This is a genomic window from Klenkia soli, from assembly GCF_900103975.1.
Classification (GTDB): Bacteria; Actinomycetota; Actinomycetes; order Mycobacteriales; family Geodermatophilaceae; genus Klenkia; species Klenkia soli.
In genome coordinates this window covers 92,851-110,870 of sequence record NZ_FNIR01000006.1, presented here as the reverse complement: position 1 = coordinate 110,870, position 18,020 = coordinate 92,851, and the positions used below count along the sequence as shown (strand labels likewise).

Annotated in this window: 17 protein-coding genes and 1 tRNA gene; 7 read left to right on the top strand and 11 right to left on the bottom strand. The window is 74.7% G+C overall.

Annotation, left to right across the window (positions count from 1 at the left end):
- Positions 1-66: 66 nt before the first annotated feature.
- Together BLS67_RS10780 and BLS67_RS10775 are read right to left on the bottom strand one after the other, a co-directional pair.
- On the bottom strand, positions 67-1,077 hold the full coding sequence (locus tag BLS67_RS10780; protein WP_091244547.1) for an acyl-CoA synthetase family protein: 1,011 nt from the start codon (positions 1,075-1,077) through the stop codon (positions 67-69).
- The gene (locus tag BLS67_RS10775) at positions 1,074-1,490 is read right to left on the bottom strand and encodes an acyl-CoA thioesterase (protein WP_091244544.1); all 417 of its coding nucleotides are present in this window, start codon (positions 1,488-1,490) and stop codon (positions 1,074-1,076) included. The genes BLS67_RS10780 and BLS67_RS10775 overlap by 4 nt, the downstream gene beginning before the upstream one ends.
- Positions 1,491-1,533: 43 nt before the next feature.
- Here BLS67_RS10775 and BLS67_RS10770 point away from each other — a divergent pair, with 43 nt between their 5' ends.
- Entirely contained in the window at positions 1,534-1,962 is a 429-nt protein-coding gene (locus tag BLS67_RS10770) for a protein-tyrosine phosphatase family protein (protein ID WP_091244540.1), read from the top strand.
- Positions 1,963-2,015: 53 nt separating this feature from the next.
- Here BLS67_RS10770 and ettA read toward each other — a convergent pair whose 3' ends face one another.
- Together ettA and BLS67_RS10760 are read right to left on the bottom strand one after the other, a co-directional pair.
- Positions 2,016-3,686 (bottom strand): energy-dependent translational throttle protein EttA, encoded by a 1,671-nt coding sequence (ettA, locus tag BLS67_RS10765; protein WP_091244536.1) that lies wholly within the window; start codon positions 3,684-3,686, stop codon positions 2,016-2,018.
- Between the two features lie 149 nt (positions 3,687-3,835).
- Entirely contained in the window at positions 3,836-4,306 is a 471-nt protein-coding gene (locus tag BLS67_RS10760) for a single-stranded DNA-binding protein (RefSeq protein WP_091244535.1), read from the bottom strand.
- A gap of 174 nt (positions 4,307-4,480) precedes the next feature.
- On the opposite strand from BLS67_RS10760, the gene BLS67_RS10755 reads away from it, so the two are divergent.
- A tRNA-Arg gene (locus BLS67_RS10755) sits at positions 4,481-4,556 on the top strand.
- Positions 4,557-4,561: 5 nt separating this feature from the next.
- On the opposite strand, the gene BLS67_RS10750 is transcribed toward BLS67_RS10755, so the two are convergent.
- The 5 genes from BLS67_RS10750 to BLS67_RS10730 form a co-directional block, all read right to left on the bottom strand.
- Complete coding sequence (locus tag BLS67_RS10750) at positions 4,562-6,157, bottom strand: AtzH-like domain-containing protein (protein WP_091244532.1); 1,596 nt, start codon at positions 6,155-6,157, stop codon at positions 4,562-4,564.
- Positions 6,154-6,591, bottom strand: a complete 438-nt coding sequence (locus BLS67_RS10745; RefSeq protein WP_091244528.1) for a cupin domain-containing protein — start codon at positions 6,589-6,591, stop codon at positions 6,154-6,156. The genes BLS67_RS10750 and BLS67_RS10745 overlap by 4 nt, the downstream gene beginning before the upstream one ends.
- A gap of 8 nt (positions 6,592-6,599) precedes the next feature.
- Positions 6,600-7,262, bottom strand: a complete 663-nt coding sequence (locus tag BLS67_RS10740) for a cysteine hydrolase family protein (protein WP_242653981.1) — start codon at positions 7,260-7,262, stop codon at positions 6,600-6,602.
- Between the two features lie 74 nt (positions 7,263-7,336).
- Positions 7,337-8,092 (bottom strand): SDR family NAD(P)-dependent oxidoreductase, encoded by a 756-nt coding sequence (locus BLS67_RS10735; RefSeq protein WP_242653980.1) that lies wholly within the window; start codon positions 8,090-8,092, stop codon positions 7,337-7,339.
- A complete protein-coding gene (locus BLS67_RS10730; RefSeq protein ID WP_242653979.1) occupies positions 8,089-8,868 on the bottom strand; it encodes a creatininase family protein in 780 nt (259 codons plus the stop codon). The genes BLS67_RS10735 and BLS67_RS10730 overlap by 4 nt, the downstream gene beginning before the upstream one ends.
- A gap of 93 nt (positions 8,869-8,961) precedes the next feature.
- Between BLS67_RS10730 and BLS67_RS10725 the strand changes: the two genes are divergently transcribed.
- From BLS67_RS10725 to BLS67_RS10705, 5 genes are all read left to right on the top strand, one after another.
- Entirely contained in the window at positions 8,962-10,242 is a 1,281-nt protein-coding gene (locus BLS67_RS10725; protein ID WP_091244996.1) for an amidohydrolase family protein, read from the top strand.
- Positions 10,239-11,792 (top strand): phytoene desaturase family protein, encoded by a 1,554-nt coding sequence (locus BLS67_RS10720; RefSeq protein WP_091244522.1) that lies wholly within the window; start codon positions 10,239-10,241, stop codon positions 11,790-11,792. Before BLS67_RS10725 ends, BLS67_RS10720 begins: the two co-directional genes overlap by 4 nt.
- A gap of 84 nt (positions 11,793-11,876) precedes the next feature.
- A complete protein-coding gene (locus tag BLS67_RS10715; RefSeq protein ID WP_091244519.1) occupies positions 11,877-12,959 on the top strand; it encodes a Rieske 2Fe-2S domain-containing protein in 1,083 nt (360 codons plus the stop codon).
- Positions 12,956-14,332 carry an amidohydrolase family protein gene (locus BLS67_RS10710; RefSeq protein ID WP_207500483.1) on the top strand — a complete coding sequence of 459 codons (1,377 nt, stop codon included), beginning with the start codon at positions 12,956-12,958 and terminating at the stop codon, positions 14,330-14,332. The genes BLS67_RS10715 and BLS67_RS10710 overlap by 4 nt, the downstream gene beginning before the upstream one ends.
- On the top strand, positions 14,329-15,399 hold the full coding sequence (locus BLS67_RS10705) for an acetamidase/formamidase family protein (RefSeq protein ID WP_091244516.1): 1,071 nt from the start codon (positions 14,329-14,331) through the stop codon (positions 15,397-15,399). Before BLS67_RS10710 ends, BLS67_RS10705 begins: the two co-directional genes overlap by 4 nt.
- Here BLS67_RS10705 and BLS67_RS10700 read toward each other — a convergent pair.
- Positions 15,374-16,783 carry an amidase family protein gene (locus tag BLS67_RS10700; RefSeq protein ID WP_131801718.1) on the bottom strand — a complete coding sequence of 470 codons (1,410 nt, stop codon included), beginning with the start codon at positions 16,781-16,783 and terminating at the stop codon, positions 15,374-15,376. The two genes, BLS67_RS10705 and BLS67_RS10700, sit on opposite strands and share 26 nt — an antisense overlap.
- Positions 16,784-16,844: 61 nt before the next feature.
- The gene (locus tag BLS67_RS10695) at positions 16,845-18,020 is read right to left on the bottom strand and encodes a nitrate ABC transporter substrate-binding protein (protein WP_091244510.1); all 1,176 of its coding nucleotides are present in this window, start codon (positions 18,018-18,020) and stop codon (positions 16,845-16,847) included.

The following is an 18,020-nucleotide window of genomic DNA, read 5'->3' as shown; positions in this document are numbered from 1 at the left end:
CCCGCCCCTGCCGGGCCGTCATCCGACGGCAGGGACCCGTTCCCGGGCTCGAACGGGTCCTGGGCGTCATGTGACGCCTGCCGCGAGGCGCTCGAGGCGACCGTCGGCGGCCAGGTCGGCCACCGCGCGGCGGTCGACCTTGCCCGCGGCGGTCAGCGGCCACCGCGGCAGGTGGAACCACCGTCGCGGGCGCTGGGCCGCCGTCAGGTCCGCGACCCCGGCCCGGGCGGCGGCGAGGGCGGCCGCATCGGTGCCGACGGCGGCCACCAGCTGACCCAGCCGGGGGTGCGGTACCCCCACGACGACGACGTCCCCTCCCCCGGCCCGGCGCAGCGCCTGCTCCACCTCGGCCACCAGCACGGTCGCGCCGGCCGTGGTGACGGCGTCGGCCCCGCGCCCGGCGACCAGCAGCACGCCGTCCTCGGTGAGCGTCCCGCGGTCGCCCACCGTGGCCCAGCCGTCGGGAGCGGTGCGGAAGGGGCCGTCCTGCCCCGGGGCGTAGCCCGCCGACAGGTACGGCGACCGGGCCCAGACGACGCCGTCGCGGACGGACAGCTCGACACCGGGGAAGGCCCGCAGGTCGTCCTCGGCGGTGCCCCAGGCCAGGAAGGACAGCTCGGCGGCCCCGTAGTAGTGCCCGACCCGGGCGCCCGCGGCGATCGCCCGGTCGGCGAGCACACGGCCCAGCCGGTCGCCGGCCACGACCAGCTGCCGGCCGGCGAGCGGGACGCCGTCGTCCAGCGCCGCGGACAGCGCGGCCGGGGTGAGGACGGCGTGCGTAGCCGCGTCCGGGCCGTCCACGAGCAGGGCGCCCGCCCAACGGGCGTGCACGGCGGCGAACAGGTTCATGGACGCCTGCAGCGGGCCCGGCAGCCACAGGCGAGCTCCCGTCCCGAGCGCGGTCAGCTCGGACACCGCCGGGAAGGAGGTCCACCAGGACGCGGTGCTGCGGACCACGGCGCGCGGCTGCGAGGTGGTCCCCGAGGTGCGCAGGGCGATCGGTCCCCCGGCCGCGTGGGCGGCCAGCACCGCGGCGACCGGGTCCGCGGCGGCCAGGACGTCGACCGGTGCGGTCACCCCGCGGCCGGCTCGTCCAGCCACTGCTGCAGCCAGGCCTTCTCGTCGGGAGTGATCCGCCGGGGTCGGTTCAGCGCGAAGTCGAAGGGCACCAGCACGGTGCTCCCGGTGACCGCCAGGACGCCGTGGTCGAAGAGCTCGTAGTGGCAGGTCAGTGCGGCGGCCCGGACGGTGGACACCCAGATCTGCACGGTCAGCGGCTCGGCGTCGTAGACCACCGGCCGCTTGTACTGCACCTGGTGGGAGTGCACGACCAGGCCGCGGCGCATGCCGGTCTCGGCGTCGTGGGTGGGCTGGTCGAAGAACAGCGCCACGCGCGCGGACTCGAAGTAGCCGAGGAACGCGACGTTGTTGATGTGCTGGTAGGCGTCCATGTCCGCCCAGCGCATGGGCACCTGCACCGAGAACCTCACGGGAGGACACCCTGCCGTACGGGGGTCGTCCTACGGTGACCCGGTGAGCTGGCACCTGGGTGACGCCGGTGTCGTCGAGCTGCCCTCGGGCCGGCTGGTCCGCGGCCGCGGGCGCCGCGACCGGCTGCCCCCGGGGCCGCTCCCCCAGCTCGGGGTGTACCTGCTCGGCCGGCGACCCGACCCCGTCGACTGGGAGGAGCGGTGGGTGCGGTGGCCGGACTTCCGGCTGCCGGCCGAGCCGGAGCTGCTGCGCACCGTCCTGGTCGACGCGCTGGCCCGGTGCGCCGAGGAGCGGGTCGAGCTCGCCTGCCGGGGTGGCACCGGGCGGACCGGGACGGCGCTGGCCTGCCTGGCGGTGCTGGACGGGGTGCCGCCGTCCGGGGCCGTCGACTGGGTGCGCGCCCGCTACCGACCGCGCGCCGTCGAGACGTGGCCGCAGCAGCGCTTCGTGCGGCGGTTCATCGCCGGGTGACGGCTGAGGGGGCGTGCCCGACCGGTGCACGCCCCCTCAGCCGTCGCCCTCGCTCAGTCGCGGGTGAGCTTGCGGTAGGTCGCCCGGTGCGGGCGGGCCGCGTCGGCGCCCAGCCGCTCGATCTTGTTCTTCTCGTAGTCGTCGAAGTTGCCCTCGAACCAGAACCACTGCGAGTTGCCCTCGTAGGCCAGGATGTGCGTCGCCACGCGGTCGAGGAACCACCGGTCGTGGCTGACCACCACGGCGCACCCCGGGAACTCCAGCAGCGCGCTCTCCAGGCTGGTGAGGGTCTCGGTGTCCAGGTCGTTGGTGGGCTCGTCGAGCAGCAGCAGGTTGCCGCCCTGCTTGAGCGTCAGCGCCAGGTTCAGCCGGTTGCGCTCACCGCCGGAGAGCACGCCGGCCTTCTTCTGCTGGTCGTGCCCCTTGAACCCGAAGGCGGACACGTAGGCCCGCGAGGGCATCTCGACGTTGCCGACCTTGATGTGGTCCAGGCCGTCGGAGACGACCTCCCACAGGCTCTTGGTCGGGTCGATGCCGCTGCGGTTCTGCTCGACGTAGGAGATCTTGACCGTCTCGCCGACCTTGATGTCGCCGCCGTCGGGGGTCTCCTGGTCGACCAGCATCTTGAACAGCGTGGTCTTGCCGACGCCGTTGGGGCCGACGATGCCGACGATGCCGTTGCGCGGCAGCGAGAACGACAGCCCGTCGATGAGCACCCGGTCGCCGAAGCCCTTGACCAGCTTGTTCGTCTCGATGACCACGCTGCCCAGCCGCGGGCCCGGCGGGATCTGGATCTCCTCGAAGTCCAGCTTGCGGAACTTGTCGGCCTCCGCGGCCATCTCCTCGTAGCGGGCCAGCCGAGCCTTGCTCTTGGCCTGGCGGGCCTTGGCGCCCGAACGCACCCACTCCAGCTCGTCCTTCAGGCGCTTGGCGCGCTTGGCGTCCTTGGCGCCCTCGACCTTGAGCCGGGCGGCCTTGGTCTCGAGGTAGGTGGAGTAGTTGCCCTCGTAGGGGTAGGCCCGGCCGCGGTCGAGCTCGAGGATCCACTGCGCCACGTTGTCCAGGAAATACCGGTCGTGGGTGACGGCGACGACGGTGCCGGCGTACTTCTCCAGGTGCGCCTCGAGCCAGGCCACCGACTCGGCGTCCAGGTGGTTGGTGGGCTCGTCGAGCAGCAGCAGGTCCGGCGCCTCGAGCAGCAGCTTGCACAGCGCGACGCGGCGCCGCTCACCACCGGAGAGCACCTTCACGTCGGCGTCGCCGGGCGGGCAGCGCAGCGCGTCCATGGCCTGCTCGATGCGGTTGTCGAGCTCCCAGCCGTCGCCGTTCTCGATGACCTCCATGAGCTCGCCCTGCTCGGTGAGCAGCGAGTCGAAGTCGGCGTCGGGCTCGCCCATCGCCGCGCTGACCTCCTCGAAGCGGGTCAGCGCCGCGCGGAGGTCCTTGACGGCCTCCTCGACGTTGCCGCGGACGTCGAGGTCCTCGTTCAGCGGCGGCTCCTGCTGGAGCATGCCGACGGTGGCGTCGGGGGCCAGCGTGGTGTCGCCGTTGGAGGCGTGCTCGAGGCCGGCCATGATCTTGAGGACCGTCGACTTGCCGGCGCCGTTGGGGCCGACGACGCCGATCTTGGCGCCGGGCAGGAACGCCAGCGTGACGTCGTCGAGGATGACCTTGTCGCCGTGCGCCTTGCGGGCACGCACCATGGAGTAGATGTACTGGGCCACGGGAGCCTTCCGTCGGGATCGGGGATCGTGCTGGTCTCGTCGGCGGGGGCAACCCACCAGGGTCCGCACGCCACGCCTGGGGTCCAGTCTCCCAGCCCCGGGCAACCCCGACGGCGCCGGGACCGGGAGGCCCGGCCCCGGCACCTGGCTCAGAACGGGGCCGCGGCCGCGTCGGCGAGCTCGCCGGTGCGTGCGTCCACCTGCTCGCCGTCCTCGGTGACCACGTGCGAGGGCTCGTCGGCGGCCGGCACGGGGTCGGCCGTCGCGCGCGGGGTGCGCTTGAAGACCGCGCTGCCCCGGCTGAGGTCGTGACCCACCGCCGCGGCCTTGATCACCGGGCGGCTGCGCTTGGCGCCGTCGACCTCGTACTCGGAAGTAGCGATCTTGCCGACGACCACGACCGGGTCGCCCTTGAAGACGCTCGCCGACACGCTCGCACCCAGGGCGTTCCAGGCGTCGACGTCGACGTAGAAGGTGTCGCCGTCGACCCACTGACCGGCGGCCGAGTCGAAGTACCGGTCGGTGGCCGCCATCCGGAACTTCGTCACCTCCCCGGAGCCCGCTCGACGACGGATGGGCGAGTCGACGACGTTGCCGACGACGGTGATCTGGTTGCTCATGGCGCTCCTCCAGGGTGGGCCGGCGACGTCCGCCGGACACCGCTGACGGTCGCCGCCGGTGCCCTGCTGCGGGGCCCTCGGCGGTGATCTGTGGACGAGCACCCCGGATGTGGACGACGGCGAGCACGTCGCACCCGGAGCAGCTAGAGCGGATGGGATGATCGGCGCCGCCGAGCGCCCGTAGCTCAGCGGATAGAGCAGGGGCCTTCTAATCCCTTGGTCGCAGGTTCGATTCCTGCCGGGCGCACCACGCGGTCAGGACGGCGGGGCGAGCCGCCGGTCCCAGGCCGCCAGCAGACCGGTGAGCGCCGTGTCGCCGCCCGCAGCACCGAGCAGGGCCAGCCCCACCGGCAGGCCGTCGACCAGCGCCGCGGGGGCGACCGCCGAGGGCAGTCCGCCGACCCCGGCCAGGCAGGTCAGCCGGAGCGTCGCAGCACGGTAGGTCGCCTTGCGCTCGGCGGTCGCGCCCACCAGCGGTGCGGTCGAGCTGGCGGCCGGCAGCAGCACCGCCGTGCCCCCGGGCAGCCGCGCCCGGAGCGCCGCGCGACCCTCGGCGAGCACCGCCGCCGCCTCGACCAGGTCGTCCGAGCCGACCTTCGACCCGTCGACGAAGCGCTGGGCGATGCCCGGCCCCAGCACGCCGGGGTTCGCGGTGATCCACGCCCCGTGCGCCGCCCACGCCTGCGCGCCCTGCACGGTGCGGAACGCGGTGAACCACCGCGCGTGCTCCTCCGGCGTGACCAGCGCCTGCCGCGAGAGGGCGAGTCCCGACGCGGCGGCCAGCTCGGCAGCCGCCGCCGACAGCGCCGACGCCACCGCCTCGTCGGCCAGTGCCACCAGGTCGGAGGCCAGCACCAGCGCGGTGATCGGCGTGGCCGCCGGCAGCAGCTCCGACGCCACCCGGTGCAGCAGGCCGGCGTCCCGGGTCAGCCAACCCACGGTGTCGAAGGAGGGGGCCAGCGGCAGCACGCCGTCCAGGCTCAGCACCCCGTGGGTGGGCCGCAGCCCGTGCAGCCCGCAGTAGCTCGCCGGCACCCGGATCGACCCGGCGGTGTCGGTGCCCAGGCCCAGGTCGGCCTGCCCGCGCGCGACCGCCGACGCCGGGCCGTTCGTCGACCCACCGACCACGAGTCCGGCGCCCCACGGGTTGGCCGGGCTGCCGTGGTGCACGTTGGTGCCCGACAGGCTGTAGGCCAGCTCGTCGGTGCGCGCGATGCCCCGCACGTGCGCGCCCGCGGCGAGCAGGTCGGCCAGCACCGGGGCGTGCGCGCCCGCGGGCACGGCCTGCGCCAGCCGGACCGGGTTGCCCGCGCCGACCGGGTGCCCCGCGACGTCCACCAGGTCCTTGACCGCGATCGACACGCCGTCCAGCGGGCCACCCGAGGAGGGCGCGACCAGCGGCGAGCCGACCACCCGCCAGGTCGCCGGGTCGGCCCGCTCGCACGAGGCGTCGGCCGCCGTCCTCGTCGTGGGGGCCGGGCCGGAGCTGACGTGCGCCACCCGCACCTGCCAGCCCACCGCACCGCGCTCCCACACCTGGGTCTGCAGGCCGCGGGTGCCGTCCGGGCGCAGCGTCTCCGCCACCGCCGTCGCGAGGTCGCCGGTGTGCACGACGACGTGCAGCGCGGTCACCGTGCGCGCCGGGGCACCGCCCCGGCCGCGGCGGTAGTCGCTGATCGCGCCGTGCGAGACCAGCACTCCCCCGGCGTCGGCCCGCAGCGTCGTGTCCCCGGGGGCGAAGAGCGCGTCGAGCTCGGCCAGGTCGTCCGCGGCGAGCGCGGACTCGTACCGCCCGACGGCCGCGCGGACCTCGTCCTCGACGTCCCAGCCGCCGACGTCCGCGATGGTCACGCCGGGGTCAGGACGGCGCCGAGCACCGCGGCGTCCGCGGCGTCCAGGAAGGCCTCGGGGCCGGTCAGGATCAGGTCGGCGAAACCGCCGTCGTTCTCCATCACGGTGATCGTGTAGAGCCGCTCGGACTCCGACGTGTTGACGATGTGGTGCACCGAGGTGGCCGGCAGGACGATGACGTCGCCCGGGCCCAGGTCGGCCACGTGCTGGTCGCTGTGCGCCCGCGCCGTGCCGCGCAGCACCACGAAGGTCTCGGTGGAGGCCTCGTGCGAGTTGTCCGGCTGCGAACCGCCGGGCTCCCAGATCTCCAGGACGACGGTCGTGCCGGAGCCGTCGGCGGGACCGGAGAGCACGGCCAGCCGCACGGACCGGTTCTCGCCGATGTAGTGCGGGGTGATGTCCGCCAGGGACTTGACGACGGGGGCGAGGGCCACGGGGTCTCCTACGGGTGCAGGCCGGCGAGCAGCTCGGCCGAGGTGGTGGTGAAGCCGAAGCACTGCCGCACGTTGTAGAGGGTCGCGGCGGTGCAGAAGTCGGGGGACGTCGTGCCGCAGAGGTCCTCCACGAGGACGACGTCGTAGCCCAGGTTCGCGGCGTCCACCAGCGTGGCCAGCACGCACTGGTCGGTGTTGACGCCGGCGAACAGCAGGGTGTCCACCCGCAGGTTGCGCAGCACGGAGTCCAGCGGGGTGTCGGGGAACCCGCTCATCCGGTACTTGGCGACCTGCAGGTCACCGGGCTCGGGGACCAGCTCGTCGACCAGCCCGGCCGACCAGGAGCCGAGCTCCAGCACGCGCGAGCCACCGGGCAGCGGGTCGCCGATGCCGGTCGAGGCGCCGTCGGGGTCGTAGACGTGCCGGACGCCGGGTGGGAGGTTGGCCCGGTCGGGCCGGTTGCCCCAGTTCACCCACACGACGGGGACGCCGGCTGCGCGCAGCGGGGGCAGCGCGGTGGCCAGGGCACCGATCGGCCCGGCCGCCCCGGACACGTCGACCCCGATCGAGGCCAGCCAGCCCTCGGGGTGGCAGAAGTCGTTCTGCAGGTCGACCGCGACCAGGGCGGTGCGGGCCAGGTCCAGGGTCAGCCGCTGCGGCAGCGCGCCCACATCGACCGGCCGCGGTTCGAGGACCGGCCGGCGCAGGTCGACGGCGTCGCGGGACAGGGTCCAGTCGTTGCGGGTCAGTGGGTCACCATCCCGCCGGCCACGTTGAGCGCGTCGCCGGTCAGGTAGTCCGAGTCCGACGACGCCAGGAACAGCGCGACCCGGGCGACGTCCTCCGGTTCCCCGAGCCGGCCCAGCGGCGACTTCGTGGCCCACCGGGCGACGTCCGCAGGCGTGCGGGTGCCGGCGCCCATCTCGGTGAGCACGTACCCCGGGCACAGGCAGGTCGCGGTGATGCCCAGCGGGCCGAGCTCCTCGGCGGTGGCCCGGGTGAGGCCGATGACCGCGGCCTTGGACGCCGCGTAGTGCGCCTGCCCGGCCCCGCCGGCCTTGCCGCCCATCGAGGCGGTGTTGACGATCTTGCCGACGACGTCCCCCGGGTGCGCCGGTGCCCGCTCGGCCGCCATCGCCGTCGCGGCGACCTGGGTGGTCACCAGCATCGCGCGCACGTTGACCGCGAAGACCTCGTCCCACTCGTGCGGTTCGAGGTCCAGCAGCGAGGCGAACCGGAGGATGCCGGCGTTGTTGACCAGCACGTCGACCCCGCCCAGGGCGTCGATGGCCGTCGACGTCGCCGCCCGGGTGGCAACGACGTCGGCCAGGTCGACCTCGACCGCGTGCCCGCCGACCTCGGCGGCCAGCTTCCCGGCCTCGTCGGCGAGCCGGTCGAGCACCGCGACGACGGCGCCCTCGGCGGCGAAGGTGCGGACCATCGCCGCGCCGATCCCCCGGGCACCCCCGGTGACGACGACCCGCTTGCCGGCCAGCCTCACGCGCGGGGGCCGGGGTCGAAGGCGGCGACCTCGGCGAACGCCTCCCCGAGGTAGGCCAGCATCGCCTCGACCTTCTCCTTGCCGTGCTCGGCGGTGGCGGTGCTCGCGTCGCCGATCACGCCGTCGGGCCCGAAGTCGTCCGAGGTCCAGCCGAAGCTCACCGACCCGCCGAACCGCACGTGCCGGTACTCGGTGAGCTGCTCGGGCACCCAGCGCTGGGCCTTCTCCATGTCCACCAGCTCGGGGCGCAGGTGCAGCATCAGCGACGTCTCCTCGTGGCCGCCGTGGATGCCCAGGCCCAGCTCGCTCTCCGGGCTCTTCCCGCCGTGGTCGGCCGGCAGCGAGGGGTGCAGGGTGAAGGTGCGCAGGCCGTGGGCGATGCGCAGGTCGCGGGCGGCGACCTGGAGCAGCGCGGAGTTGCCGCCGTGCCCGTTGAGGAAGGCCAACCGGCGGGCCGGCGTCTTGACCATCGAGGCACCCAGGTCGTGCAGCACGCTCAGCATGGTCTGCGCCGAGAGCCAGAAGGTGCCGCAGCTCCAGTGGTGCTCGTTGCTCTTGGTGTAGGCCAGCGGCGGCAGCAGCCAGAGGTCCAGCTCCTCGCCGAACTCGGCGACGGCCAGCTCGGCCATGCTCTGGGCGGTGATCAGGTCGGTCGCGACCGGCAGGTGCGGACCGTGCTGCTCGATGGCCCCGGTCGGCAGCACCAGCACCGAGTCCGGGCCGAGCGCGTCGGCGATGGCGGGGGCGGAGAGCTCGGTGAGCAGTCGGACGGTCACGCCGGGGACGCTAGGGCCGGGTGATTGCGGCCGGGTGTCGGCGGCGTTCCAGCCGTCACCTGCGCGGAACACGGGGCTGCCAGGGTGCTGCGCATGCTGACCGTGCGAGGCGCCGTGGCCGTGCTGGGCGGGGACGGTGCCGGGGACATCACCTGCGGGGACGACGGCAGGTTCGGGCCGGCGTCCGGCGCCGAGGTGCTCGACGCGACCGGCTGCGTCGTCACCCCGGGCCTGGTCAACGCCCACCACCACCTGCTGCAGACCGCGTTCCGCACGCTGCCCGCGACCCGCGGCGTGCCGATGGCGCAGTGGCTGCCGACCATGGCCGCGGCCTACACCGCGGTCGGGGTGGACGCCGAGCTGGCGCACGCCGCTGCCTCGGCCGGGCTGGCCGAGGCGCTGCTGTGCGGGGTCACCACCGTCGCCGACCACCACCTGACCTGGCCCGCGCTGACCGACGGCGGGGTGGGCATCGCCTCGGCCACCGCGGCGGCCGCCCGGGAGCTGGGTGCCCGGGTGGCGTTCGTCCGCGGCAGCGCCCGGGACGACGCCGAGACCGCCGCCGCCTCGGCCGACGCGATCGCCGCGGCCCTGGTGCCGCACGGCGGGGTGTCCGACGACGGCGTCGTCCAGGTCGCCGTCGGCCCGGCCGGGGTGCACTCCGACTCCCCCGACACCTTCCGGCTGATGGCCGAGGTGGCCGCGGCCCGCGGCCTGCGCCGGCGCACCCAGGCCAACGAGCAGGTCGACGTCGCGATCGCCGTCGAGAAGTACGGACGGCGGCCGCTGGACCTGCTCGACGAGTGGGGTTGGCTGGCCCCCGACGTCACGCTGGCCCACCTGTGCGACCTCACCCCGGCCGAGCTCGAGCTGGTCGCCGGCTCCGGGGTCACCGCCACCCACGCGCCCGGCTGCGACCTGCCGATGGGCTGGGGCATCGCGCCGGTGGCCGCCCTGGCCGACGCCGGGGTCACCGTCGGGCTGGGCACCAGCGGCGGGGGGTCCAACGACGCCGGGCACCTGCTGGCCGACGCCCGGCTGGCCATGCAGGTCGCCCCGCTGGTCGGCCGGCCGGTGAGCGCGTGCGAGGTGCTCGGCTGGGCGACCACGGGTTCGGCGGACGGGCTGGGCCGGCCCGATCTGGGCCGCATCGCGCCCGGCGCCCGCGCCGACCTGGTCTGCTGGGACGTCACCGGGGTGGCCGACACCGGGGTCGCCGACCCGGTCGCCGGGCTGCTCTGGGCCTCGCCCGGGCGCCGCCCGAAGCACGTGGTGGTGGGCGGCCGGGTGGTGGTCCGCGACGGCCGGCTGGTCACCCGCGAGGAGTCCGACGTCGTCCGCGAGCTCACCACCCTCCTCGCGGCCCGCTCATGACGACGGTGGTGGTGGTCGGGGGCGGGCACAACGGGCTGGTCTGCGCGGCGTACCTGGCCCGGGCCGGGCTCGACGTCACCGTGCTGGAGGCCGGCCCGGACACCGGCGGCTGCGCCGCCACCGTCGACGCGCTGGACGGCGCCCGGGTCAACATCTGCAACTGCGACCACACGATGGTCCGGACGACGACCATCGCCGACGAGCTGGACCTGGCCGCGCACGGCCTGCGCTACCTGGACGTCGACCCGCAGGCGCTGCACGTGAGCTGGGACGACGCGGCGGGCCCGGCGTTCGTGCAGTTCCGCGACACCGAGCGCACCCTCGACGCCCTCGCGGTCACCCACCCCACCCAGGTCGCCGGGTACCGCCGCTACCTGGCCGACGCCACCCCGGTGGCCCGGCTGCTGGTCGAGCTCACCTCGACCCCGCCCACCCCCGGCCGGGTGCTGCGGAAGCTCGCCGACCGCAAGGCGCTCGCGCTCCCCCGGTTGCTGGACTGGTCCCGCCGCAGCGTCGCCGACGTGCTGGGCCGGTACCTCACCGACGAGTTCCTGGTGGCCGGTGCGTTCACCACCGGCCCCGCTGTCTGGGGCGTCGCGCCGTCCACCCCGGGCACCGGGCTGGGCGCGACCGGGATCGCGATGCGGCACCTGGTCGGGATCGGCCGCCCGGTCGGCGGGTCCGGCGCGCTGCCGACGGCCCTGCGCGGGGCGCTGGAGTCTGCGGGTGGCGTCGTCCGCACCGGCGCGCGGGTCGCCCGCGTGCTCGTGGAGGGGCCAGCCGTCCGCGGGGTGCTGCTGGACACCGGGGAGGAGGTCCGCGCCGACGTCGTCGTCAGCTCGGTCGACCCGCGCACCACCGTCGTCGACTGGCTGGGCCCGCACCCGCCGTCCGGTGCCGAGGCGATGGTCGCCCGGTGGACCGGCCGGCCGCAGCCCGACGGCTACGAGTCCAAGCTCGACGCCGTGATGGGCACCCTGCCGGTGCTCCCGCAGGTCGCCCGCCTGCAGGACCGGGTCGGCCCGTTCGACGGCCACGTGCCGACGACGACGCTCGCGCCGTCCCTGACCTCGATCGAGGCCGCACACGGCGCCGGGACCGTCGCGGCCCGCCCGATGGCTCTGGTCAACACCCCGTCGGTGCTGGACCCGACGATGCGCGTGGGCGCGGACCACCTGCTGTCCCTCGAGGTGCTCTGGACCCCGTACGCCGTGCCGGGCGGCTGGGCGTCCTCGGCGGAACCGCAGCGGTGGCTGGACCTGCTCGCCGCCCAGGTGGGTCCCGGGTTCGCCGCGGGCATCCGGCGGTGGCGGGTGGTCACCCCCGAGGACTACGAGCGCGACCTCGGCATGCCGCGGGGGTGGGCGCCGTCCTTCTCCGGCGGTCCGCTGGCCGCGCTGGTCGGCCGGGACCGCGAGCTCACCCGGTACGCGACCCCGGTCCGCGGGCTGTACCTCACCGGCGCCGGCACCTTCCCCGGCGCCGGCGTGTGGGGCGCCTCGGGTCGGAACGCCGCGGCCGTCGTCCTCGCGGGCGTGCAACGGGCCTGAAACGGTGCCGCAACCCGCGGAGGGCAGCGTGACCGCGGGGCCGCGCGAACCACGCGAGCGGCCCGTGCGAGACCAGGACGACCCATGACCGCACTGCAGGAGAACCGCGTCACCCGGCACGCCGGCCCCGACCACCTCGTGCTCTCCGAGCACCCCGTCTTCCGCCACTTCTGGTACGTCGTCTGCTCCGTCGACGACCTCACCACCGAGCCCGAGCCCGGCCGCCGCGGTGTCGCCCCGCTGCACCGCCGCGTGCTCGGCACCGACCTCGTCGTCTGGCGCCCGGACCCCGCCGGGCCGGTGAGCGTCGCGCACGACCGCTGCGCCCACCGGGACGCCCCGCTGTCGATGGGCTGGGTGACCGGGTGCCACCTGGTCTGCGCCTACCACGGCTGGGAGTGGGACGCCGACGGGACGACGAAGCGGATCCCGCAGTTCCCCGACTCCCCGCACCCCACGAAGTCCGGCCTGACGATGGTGGCCAGCGCCGAGCGCTACGGGCTGGTCTGGGTGTGCCTGGCCACCGAGGCCGAGGGCGGGCCGGTGGCCGGCATCCCCGAGGTCGCGGAGTGGGACGACCCGGCCTGGCGGCGGGTGCCCGAGGGCTCGTGGGACTTCGACTGCACCGCCATGCACCTGGTGGAGAACAACATCGACCCCGGCCACGTGGCCTTCGTGCACCGGAACTCCTTCGGCAACCCGGACAACCCCGAGCTGACCGACCAGAACGTCGAGCGCAGGCCGTACGGGCTCGTCACGTGGACCGACGTCCCGGTCGAGGGCCGGCCCGGTGAGGACGGCGCGACCGTGCGGCACACCTGGAGCCAGGTGCACCTGCCGTTCTTCATGCACCTGCTCATCCGCTACCCCGACGGACTGGGCCACGTGATGCTCAAGGCCATCACCCCGGTCGACGACCGCAGCTGCGTGATCCACCAGGTCGTGCTGCGCACCGACACCGAGGCCGACCGCCCGGCCGCCGACATCCGCGCCTTCGACCACCAGGTCGAGCTCGAGGACAAGGACCTGCTGGACCGGTTGCCCGACGAGTTCCCGCTGGCCCAGCACCTCAACGCGCACGCCAAGGCAGACAGGAACAGCCTGCTGCTGCGCCGCATGTACACCGAGCTGGTCACCGGCCAGTGGACCCCGGGAGCCTCTCAGTGACCACCAGCATGACCACCCTGCTCGTGCACGGCGCCACCCTGCTCACCGTCGACCCCGACCGACCGACGCCGTTCGTCGGCTGGTTCGCCGTCGGCGCCGACGGCCGGCTCACCGCCGTCGAGCCGGGGACGCCGACCCCGGAGCAGCTCGCGGACGCCGACGAGGTGCTCGACGCCACCGGCACCCTGATCGGCCCGGGCTTCGTCAGCGCGCACAGCCACCTGTTCACCTCGGGCAGCCGCGGCCTGGGCATGGACGAGACGCTGTACGGCTGGATCGAGGCGATGCTGCGCTACGTCATGCCGGCGACCCCGGAGGACATGTACTGGTCCACCCGGCACGGCGCCCAGGACTTCCTGCGCAACGGCATCACCACCGCCTACGACTTCACCGACGGCGGCCTGCAGTTCGACAAGACGATCGCCAGCTTCGGCGACCGGCTGCCCGACACCGCCCGCCAGGACGCCCAGCTCCGCGCCAAGCTCGACGCCGGCCTGCGCAGCCTGCACTCGGTGATGCTGGCCCAGGGTGCGGTCCCCCGGTCCGAGGCGCTGGCCCACGTGCAGGACGTCGTCGCGAGCGCCGCGGACGCCGATCCGTCGCTGCTGCTGGGGGTCGCGGTCAGCGGCGCCGTGCAGTGGGCACCGAGCCCGGACACCGCCGCCCTCGAGGTCCAGGTGATGCGCGAGTACGGGCTGGTCAACCAGGCGCACTTCCTGGAGACCGCGGAGATGCTGGAGCTGCAGCGGTCCAAGTTCGCCTGGTACGCCGACGCCGGCGCGCTCACCCCGCAGCTGGTGTTCGGCCACTTCATCCAGACCACCCCGGAGATCATCGCCGCGGCGGCCGCCGGGGGCTGCGGCATGAGCTGGCAGCCGATGAGCAACGGTCGCCTGGCCAGCGGGGTGGCCTCGATCCCCGAGCTGCGGGCCGCCGGGATGCGGGTGGGCATGGGCCTGGACGACCAGTCGTGCACCGACGTCGCCGACCCGTGGAACAACATGCGCACCGGCATCGCCATGCTCCGCGCGCAGTACAAGGACCCGCTGGCCGCACCCGTCGCCGACGTGCTGATGATGCACACCCGCGGCGGCGCCGAGGCCCTCGGGGTGGACGGCGACGTCGGCTCGCTGCGGGTGGGCCGGTTCGCCGACTTCTGCGTCGTCGACCCCCGCAACCCGGACACCGGGCCGGTCTGGGACGCCGTCGGCACCTACGTGCTGGCCTGCTCGCTGCGCAACCTGCGCTCGGTCTGGGTCGGGGGCCGGATGGTCGCCGACGGAGCCGTGCTGACCGACCCGCGGGCCGACGAGGTGGTCGACCAGGTGCACGAGCGCATGGCCCGGTTGGCCGCCGAGGTCGCGGCCCGGTGACGTCGGTCCTCCAGCCCGGGCGCGGGCCGATCCCGGCCGCCACCTACCTGCCCTCGACCCCCGAGCACGTGCTCTGGGGCCGGCTGCCGTGCGCCGCCGACGAGCCGGTGCTGACCGTGGAACCGGGCACGTCGGTCACCCTCGACACGGTCAGCCACGAGGGCATCCTGGAGGACCAGGGCCGCGACCCGGCGGCGTTCTTCGGCCGGCACGGCGTCGCCGAGGTGCTCGAGGACGCCGTCGCCCTCGCCGGCAGCGCCCACCCGCACCGGTTCGGCGTGGACGGTCCGCACGTGGTGAGCCGGCCGATCGCGGTGCACGGCGCCCGGGTCGGCGACCTGCTCGCGATGACGGTGCTCCACACCACCCCGCGGGTGCCCTACGGCGTCATCTCCAACCGGCACGGCAAGGGTGCCCTGCCCGGTGAGCACCCGCGGGACGGCGCCCCGCTGTTCAGCACGTTCGCCGCGGTGTCCGACGACGGCGAGCACGGCCTGCTCCCGCTCACCCCCGGCGCCCCGCCCACCGTGCGGTTCCCGCTGCGGCCGTTCCTGGGGATCATGGGCGTCGCCGTCCCGGGCCCCGACCGGCCGCACTCGGTACCACCCGGATCGCACGGCGGGAACCTCGACATCAACCTGCTGACCACGGGCGCCACGCTGTACCTGCCGGTCCAGGTCGACGGCGGGCTGGCCTACGTGGGCGACCCCCACTTCGCGCAGGGCGACGGCGAGGTGTCGCTGACCGCGATGGAGGCCAGCCTCCGGGCCACCGTCCGGTTCGACGTCGTGCCGCGGAAGGACGCGCTCGCCCGGTTCGGCGACCTCGCCGGACCGCTGGCGGAGACCGCGGAGTTCCTGGTGCCCACCGGGCTGGACGAGGACCTCGACGTCGCGGTCGCCGACTGCGTGCGGGCCGCCGTCGCCCTGCTGCAGGCCCGGTTCGGGATGGACCCGTCGCTGGCCTACGCCTACCTCTCGGCGGCCACCGACTTCCGGATCAGCCAGGTGGTCGACGTGGTCAAGGGCGTGCACGCCACCATCAGGAAGGCGGACTTCGGAAGGTGACCAGCCCGGCCTGCTCGGCAAGGCGGGCGACGGCGAGCGGGGTGCGGTCCTCCAGGTAGGCGCCCAGCAGCTGCGCCCCGACCGGCAGACCGCTGTCGGCACCGGGGCCCAGCGGGACCACGGTGGCCGGCAGCCGACCGAGGCTGGACAGCCGGGCCCAGTCGCACACGGTGTCGATCGGGACCCGGCGGCCGTCGACGTCCACGAGCTCCGGGGCCTTCCGGTCGGGCGTGTAGGCGGTGGCGGTGCGGGACACCGCCGGGCACAGGACGACGTCCACCCCGCCGAACACCTCGGCCCACCGGGCCGTCGCCGCGCGCTGGGCCTCCAGGTCGTGCAGCGCCGCCCAGACCGACTGGTGGTAGGCGGCCGGGGCGTCGGCGAGGTCCTGCGCGGTGAAGCCGTGCACCACCTCCGCCGCCTGCAGCCGCTGGTAGAGCGCGAGGTCGTCGGACCCGCCGACCGGCGGGGCGGCCAGCTCGGTGACCCGGGCGCCGGCGTCGGCCAGCCGGTCGGCGAAGCCGCGGATCGCCGTCCGCACCTCGGGGTCGACGGGCAGCGCCGGGTCGTCGGTCCACACCGCGACCCGGGTGCCGGCCAGGTCGGTGACCCGGGCCGGGGGCAGCCGCAGCTGCCAGCCCACGGCGTCCAGGCCGTCGGCGCCGAACAGCACCTCGCTGAACAGCTCGGCATCGGCCGCCGACCGGGTGAACGGGCCGATCGCGGACACCATCGGCTCCAGCAGGCCGCCGTCCGGCCAGGGCAGGTTGCCCAGCTTGGACACCGCGCCGTTGCTGGGTCGGTGCCCGAACAGCCCGCACCAGGCGGCCGGCACCCGCAGCGACCCGGCCAGGTCGCTGCCCAGGTCGGCCACCGCCAGGCCGGCGGAGACGGCCGCCGAGGACCCGCCGCTGGACCCGCCGCTGGACCGCGAGAGGTCCCACGGGTTGAGCGTCGCGCCGAACAGGTCGTTCTCGCTGTGCATGCTGGCCAGCCACACCGGCACGTTGGTCTTGCCGAGCACCACGCACCCGGCCTCCCGCAGCCGCCGGACCGCAGGCGCGTCGGCGACGGCCACCCGCCGGTCGTCGGCCCGGCCGTGCGAGCTGGGCAGCCCCCGGACGTCGACGGAGTCCTTGACCGTGATCGGCAGGCCGGCCAGCGGACCGGGCGGCCGACCGGCGGCCCGGTCGGCGTCGACGCGCCCGGCTGCGGCGAGCGCACCCTCGGCGTCGACCACCACGACGGCGTTCAGGGCGGCCCCCGGACCGGCGATCCGGTCCAGGTGCGCCCGGGTCAGCTCGACCGCGGACACCTCGCCGGACGCGAGGGCGGCCAGCATCGCGGTGGCCGGGGCATGCGTGTCGATCGTCGGCGTCCTCACGGTCGGGTGGCACGACTCCGGCGCCCCGTCGGGTGACGGGGCGCCGGAGGGGTGTGCGGGATCAGCTGGCGGGGACGCCGATGGAGTCGTCGATGAACTGGTTGGTCACCAGGTCGTCGGCGGTCAGGCCCTCCTTCGGGGGCGTGCCCTGCTCGTCGAAGATCGGCGTGGTCTGCTCGATCAGCGTGTCGACGCGGTCGGTGTCGAAGTTGCCGTGGGTGTCGTCCGGGCCGTTGCCGACCAGGCCGAGCTCCTGCTGGGTCTGCACCGAGTAGTCGGCCACGCCCTGGGAGTAGACCCAGCCAGTGTCGTACTGGTCGACCAGGTCGAGGATGATCCCCGTCGCCCGGGCCGGGTCGGCCAGGTAGTCGACGTCGGCCTGCTGCATGAGCGGCACCAGCGCGGTCAGGCAGTCCGACATGCCGTCCAGGTCGTCGGAGCGGACCGAGATAGAGCTCTGGTAGGGCTGGAAGCCGGCGTCGTAGACGAGCTGGTAGTCGACGTCCTTGCCCCAGTCGGCGACCTCGTTCTTGTAGATGTAGGGCTCGGCCGAGGCGAAGCCCTGCTGCGCGACCTCACCGCCGGCGGCCACGAAGCCGGCCGGGGTGCCGTCGTAGGAGCCGTCGACCTGGTCGGCGTCGAGGATCCCGGCACCGGTCAGGTAGGCCATGTAGGCCGAGCCGTCGAAGTAGCGGACCGTCGTGCCCGCGGCCTTCAGGTCGGCGATGCCCTTCACGTCGGGGTAGGTGGCCGGGTCCCACATGATCATGGTCGGCGACTTCTCGAGAGGTGCCAGCACCGCCGTCGTCGGCTGGTCGGCCGAGTTCTGGATGGCCTCATCGGTGGCGATGTAGCCCAGGTCGATGTCGGTGTCGGAGTACATCTGCGCGGTGACGGTCTGGAAGCCGATGGCCGGGCCGCCGGCCCGGATCTCCAGGGTGACCCCGGTGCTGTCGCCGTTGCCGTCGATGAGCGTCCCGCTGACGGACTTGTTGCTGGCGTCCACGACGTAGTCGTCGCCGAGGGACTCGTAGAGCCCGCCGTGCTCGGCCTCGGGGTTCCAGTCGGTCTGGACGACGATGTTGCTGGGGCACCCCGCGGCGGCGAGGTCGTTGCTGCCGACCTCGCCGGACGGGGCGGCCGCGGCCGAGTCGCCGTCGTCGCTGCCGCAGGCGGCCAGGGACAGGGCCAGCAGTGCCGTGGCCGCGAGGGCCGACGTGGTCCGGGTGATGCGCAC

What these genes read in the sequence shown, in the direction of transcription:
- BLS67_RS10720 (WP_091244522.1), top strand. Translation starts at nt 10,239, where the DNA reads ATGACGACGGTGGTGGTGGTCGGGGGCGGGCACAACGGGCTGGTCTGC.
- BLS67_RS10760 (WP_091244535.1), bottom strand. Translation starts at nt 4,306, where the DNA reads ATGAGCAACCAGATCACCGTCGTCGGCAACGTCGTCGACTCGCCCATC.
- BLS67_RS10715 (WP_091244519.1), top strand. Translation starts at nt 11,877, where the DNA reads ATGACCGCACTGCAGGAGAACCGCGTCACCCGGCACGCCGGCCCCGAC.
- BLS67_RS10725 (WP_091244996.1), top strand. Translation starts at nt 8,962, where the DNA reads ATGCTGACCGTGCGAGGCGCCGTGGCCGTGCTGGGCGGGGACGGTGCC.